At 47.9% G+C, this 365-nt stretch carries 1 protein-coding gene; it reads left to right on the top strand.

All coding sequences use genetic code 11. The features are described 5' to 3' along the window. On the top strand, positions 1-365 hold a 365-nt coding region (locus ACO0LM_RS28735), incomplete at both ends, for a transposase (RefSeq protein WP_423042372.1).

Genomic DNA, 365 nt, shown 5'->3' with positions numbered 1-365 from the left:
GTTGTCGTTCGTCGTAACCGGAGCCAATCGTCATGACGTTTCCCAGTTGGAATCGGTGCTTGAATCGATGAAATTCAAAAAACCTCAACCACCGATTCGTAGAAACAAACATTTATGTGCTGATGCGGGCTATACGGGAGCACCAGCGTTGCGCATTATTGAAGAGCACGGTTACATTCCACATGTAAAAGAGCGCGGACAAGAGGCGACTGAACTGGCGTGTGACCCTAACAAGAAAGCTAGACGATGGATAGTCGAAGTTGCGCACAGTTGGTTCAATCGCTTTCGAAAGCTACTGGTCAGATATGAAAAACTCGAGAGGAGCTTTCTGGCCCTCAATCATCTAGCAGCGGCGATCATTGCAT

This window comes from Undibacterium sp. Di26W (assembly GCF_049340265.1).
GTDB lineage: Bacteria > Pseudomonadota > Gammaproteobacteria > Burkholderiales > Burkholderiaceae_D > Undibacterium.
This window is presented reverse-complemented; position numbering and strand designations above follow the sequence as displayed.